3 protein-coding genes and 1 pseudogene are annotated in these 3,720 nt (G+C 60.0%); 3 read left to right on the plus strand and 1 reads right to left on the minus strand.

Translation table 11 applies throughout. The annotated features are described in order from the left end of the window. Positions 1 to 20: 20 nt before the first annotated feature. Positions 21 to 1,325: pseudogene (locus tag ACQ7C1_RS31535) on the minus strand (ISNCY family transposase); the annotation flags it as partial. Between the two features lie 97 nt (positions 1,326 to 1,422). On the opposite strand from ACQ7C1_RS31535, the gene tnpA reads away from it, so the two are divergent. The 3 genes from tnpA to tnpC form a co-directional block, all read left to right on the plus strand. Beyond that, a complete protein-coding gene (gene tnpA, locus ACQ7C1_RS31540) occupies positions 1,423 to 1,794 on the plus strand; it encodes an IS66-like element accessory protein TnpA (RefSeq protein ID WP_430961194.1) in 372 nt (123 codons plus the stop codon). After that, positions 1,791 to 2,138: an IS66 family insertion sequence element accessory protein TnpB gene (gene tnpB, locus ACQ7C1_RS31545; protein ID WP_028749098.1), complete on the plus strand. Its 348-nt coding sequence runs from the start codon at positions 1,791 to 1,793 to the stop codon at positions 2,136 to 2,138. Before tnpA ends, tnpB begins: the two co-directional genes overlap by 4 nt. 64 nt (positions 2,139 to 2,202) lie before the next feature. Continuing rightward, the coding region (gene tnpC / locus ACQ7C1_RS31550; protein ID WP_430961195.1) for an IS66 family transposase at positions 2,203 to 3,720 on the plus strand (1,518 nt) is incomplete at its 3' end.

Below are 3,720 nucleotides of genomic sequence, written 5' to 3' on the forward strand. Positions count from 1 at the left end.
GAGACTATGTCCCTCACCATTCATTCCGCAGCTTCCATCCGCGCCAGCGCCTTCTGTCGTTTGGCAATCACCTCCGGATCGTTCATGAAGTCCGTCCGCCGGCCGGGCTTGCGGCCACACTTCTGATAACCATTTCCCTGGCTGCCATCCGGTATCCCAAACATATGATCCGTCTGACCGGTGCGGCGAGGGCCGCTTTTACTGCGCTGCAGTTCCCGTCCAGCCTGCAGCTCAGCGACGATCGAAAGCATGTCGTCCAAACGCTTGTTCTCGACGACCTCCGGCCGGTGGATCGACCGCAATGAGTCGAAGGTTCTGTAGGGCAGGGTAAAACTCTCGTGCATGATCTCGAGGCGGCCGTCCGGGTAGTCGCAAACGACGACCTTCTTACCCGCCAGGGGCCTGGAAAGCTCCGTCGGATCGAGAATGAACAAGACCTTGTCGTAGCGGAGCGTCAGGGACTGCGACAGCGTGCGGACCTCCTTCCGGCACATGGCACCATCGAGGTTCTCATGATCGGCCACAGGACGATGCATGTCCTTCGGATTGCGCGGCGGTTTGCCAAAACGGACATTGAAATCCTCGATAAACGCCGGTGCATAGAGGTTTGCGGCCTCGATCGTGTCGATGCCGCGAAGCCGCAGTTCCTTCACCAGCCGATCCTGCAGCGTCTGATTGGCTCGTTCGACGCGTCCCTTGGCCTGCGGGGTGTTGGCGCAGATGATGTCGATGTTGAGCTCATAAAGCGCTCGCCCGAACTGCGTCAGGCCGCTCGTCCGGTCTTTCTCCGACGCATGGATCGAACGAAAGACACCATGCTTGTCGATGTAGAACGCCAGAGGCTTGCCCCATTGCTGCAGATAGGCCTTCGTCGCATGCAAGTAATCGAACGTGTTCTCCGATCCGGCAAACCGCAGATGTAAGAGCTTGCCGGTAGCATCGTCGATGTAGACGAGCAGGGCGCACTTGGGGCCGCGGTTCTCGAACCACCAGTGATGCGAGCCATCGATCTGGACGAGCTCGCCGAGACAATCCCGCCGGCCGCGCGGCTGGAAAACCCGCTTCTTACGTTCGCGCCGCGAGATCCAGATGCCAGCCTCGGTCATCCATTGGCGCAGCGTCTCCTTGGCGACCGAAATCTGATGCAGTTCGATCAGCTTCTCGCGCGCCAGCGTCGGACCGAAATCCAGATAGCGTTCGCGGATCAGATCCAGCGCCGCATTGCGAAAATCCTCGCTGTGGCGCCGATTGCTCGGTCGGGATCGATTCTTAGAAACAAGACCGGCCGGACCATCCCGTTGATAGGCCTGCAGCAGCCGATGGACCGTAACCGCCCGATTGGCACCGCCTGCCGGATAAAGCCTTGATGGCCTAAGACACGTGTTTAACGACGTCGTTAGCGACGTGTCTTGGGCGAGGTATGTGCTGCGTGTCGAGATTCTTGGGCAGGAACGTCGGCGCCGGTGGCGCGACGAACAGAAGCTCGAGATTGTCATGTCGGTTGGGATCGAGGGGGCGACGGTTACTGAGGTTGCGCAGCGACACGATGTGACGCGCCAGCAGATTTACACCTGGCGTAGTGAGCTGAAGAAGCAGGGACTTTTGTCGTCTTCTGCGAATGCGGTGTTTGTCCCGGTGGACATGAATGCCGTGCAGATCGAGGTCTGCGGAGACCGTCAAGACCCGCCTGGGATGATCGAGTTGCGATTGATCTGCGGTCGCAGCCTTCGGTTCGACAGCGCTGTGGACGGCGCCACCCTGAAGCGACTTATCCGGGCGGTGGAGGCGGCATGATCGGACCAGGGACCGGCGTGCGGGTGTACCTGGCCTGCGGGATCACGGACATGCGCAAAGGAATAGAGGGCCTGGCTGCGCTTGCGCAGGATGTATTGCGCCAGAAGCCGACAGGCGGCGCGGTCTTCGCCTTTCGCGGCAGGCGTGGCGATCGTTTGAAGCTGCTTTATTTTGATGGGCAGGGCTTCTGCCTGTACTACAAAATTTTGCAGAAGGGGCGGTTTCCATGGCCTTCAGCAGCAGATGGAACGGCCCGGCTGACAACGGCGCAAATGGCCATGCTTTGGGAAGGGATCGATTGGCGACGTCCGAACTGGGGCGCGCCGCCGGCGCGTGTCGGTTGAATTTATCTCCACTGAATCTGCTTGTTTTTATGGATACTCGCCCTGACCTATGGTAGTCAGGTTCATGTCGAGCGCGCCCCAAAATCTTCCCGATGATCCGGCCTTCCTGAAGGCAATGATCGCCGTCTTGCAGGCGGAAAATGCGAAGATGTCGGCGACATTGCAGGTGCATGACCAGTTGATCCAGTCCCTGCGGCTGCGCATCGCCAAGCTGAAGAAACAGGTCTTCGGCAAGTCCTCGGAAAAGATCGAACGGGAAATCCAGCAGCTGGAATTGGCGCTCGAGGATCTTCTAATCGCCGCGGCGGAAAGCGGCACGAAGCCGCTCGATGAGGTCGATGAGGTCGATGAGGCCGTGCCTGCCGCACCTGTGGCAAGCACGCCCGAAAGGATTATGCGCCGTCGTTCGCGGGTATCGGAAAAGGCGGCTCGCGAGCGCAAAGAACTCGATCCTGGCACCTGCTGCCCCGATTGCGGTGGTGAACTGCGCCTTGTTGGCGAAGACGTAAGCGAAATCCTCGACATGATCGCGGCGCAGATGAAGGTCGTCGAGGTCGCTCGATTGAAGAAGTCCTGCCGGTGCTGCGAGAAGATGGTGCAATTGCCGGCCCCGAGCCGTCCGATACCGGGCAGCATGGCGGGGGCTGGACTTCTGGCTCACATCCTGGTCTCGAAGTTCGACGACCATCTGCCATTGTATCGTCTGAACGAGATCTTCGCCCGCATGGGCGCCGATATCCCCGATAGCACGCTGGTCGATTGGTGTGGTCGTGCCATGCAGGTGCTTCAGCCTCTGATCGAGCGGATTGAGGCCGCGATCATGGGTAGTGACCTCCTCCATGCCGACGATACCCCGATCCGTGTGCTGGATCGCTCGCTACGCGATAGGGGGTTAGGCAAAGGCGTGAAGAAAGGCAGGATCTGGACGTATGTTCGAGATCAGCGTCCATGGGCGGGCGCAGCCCCGCCTGGTGCGGTCTACTATTTTGCTCCCGACTGGAAGGAAGAGCACGTCCATCGTCACCTCAAGCAGGCAAGTGGCATCCTTCAGGCAGACGGCTACAAAGGCTACGGAAAACTCTACGAACCCAATACGGACGGAAAACGGCGCTTCCGTGAGGCGGCCTGCTGGGTGCATTGGCGACGTGACTTCCATGATATCTGGACCTCGAACAAATCCGTGATCGCGCGCGAGGCCCTCGACCGTATCGGCGCGCTTTACGACATCGAACGCGACATCGCGGGTCAGCCTGCCGATGTCCGCCTTACCGCGCGCCAGAAGCTCAGCAAGCCAAAGGTAGAAGCATTGCGTGTCTGGGCCGAAGCGCAATTGCCCCGTATTCCGGGCAAGAGCGATTTGGCGACAGCTCTCCGGTATGGCCTGAGCCGGTGGTCCTCGCTCTGCCTGTTCCTGGACGACGGTCGTGTCGCCATCGACAACAATGCCGCTGAGCGAGCCCTGCGTCCGATAGGAGTTGGAAGACGCAATTGGCTCTTCGCAGGAGCCGACACGGGGGCGGAGACCCTGGCGCGTGCCATGACGATCATCGAAACGGCATTATGCCGCGCGCGGCATAATGCC

The sequence above is a fragment of the Rhizobium sp. Nf11,1 genome, assembly GCF_050587665.1.
Lineage (GTDB): Bacteria > Pseudomonadota > Alphaproteobacteria > Rhizobiales > Rhizobiaceae > Rhizobium.

Excerpts from the sequence above, each read along its gene's own strand:
- tnpB (WP_028749098.1), top strand. The coding sequence starts at position 1,791 with ATGATCGGACCAGGGACCGGCGTGCGGGTGTACCTGGCCTGCGGGATC.